We start from the raw sequence: 253 nt of genomic DNA, 5'->3' as shown, positions 1-253 counted from the left end.
GTTTTAGTTATGGGTTTGGGGAACTGGTTAAGCAAAAATTTAAAGTGGTCAAACCCGTAATTAATCAACCAATCAATACTACTCAACTTAATCTTTTTGATACTTCTGAGTTCTCTACTCAAATCAACAAAACTAAAACCAAACGTACTCGGAAACCCAAGAGAACAGATGGAGAGCAACTAAGTTTATTTTAAGACTCACGGCGGTTAAAACCGCCTGAGTCGAACTTCCTCCGCGTACTAAAGTAACGCGG

At 38.7% G+C, this 253-nt stretch carries 1 protein-coding gene; it reads left to right on the top strand.

What is annotated here, in order from left to right:
* A partial coding sequence (locus LKK83_RS12805; protein WP_324631537.1) for a hypothetical protein occupies positions 1–194 on the top strand: 194 nt, incomplete at its 5' end.
* Positions 195–253 lie beyond the last annotated feature (59 nt).

It is taken from the genome of Phormidium sp. CCY1219, from assembly GCF_035615515.1.
GTDB lineage: Bacteria > Cyanobacteriota > Cyanobacteriia > Cyanobacteriales > Laspinemataceae > CCY1219.
The sequence above is the reverse complement of the archived record's forward strand: the minus strand, read 5'-3'. Positions and strand labels throughout refer to the sequence as shown.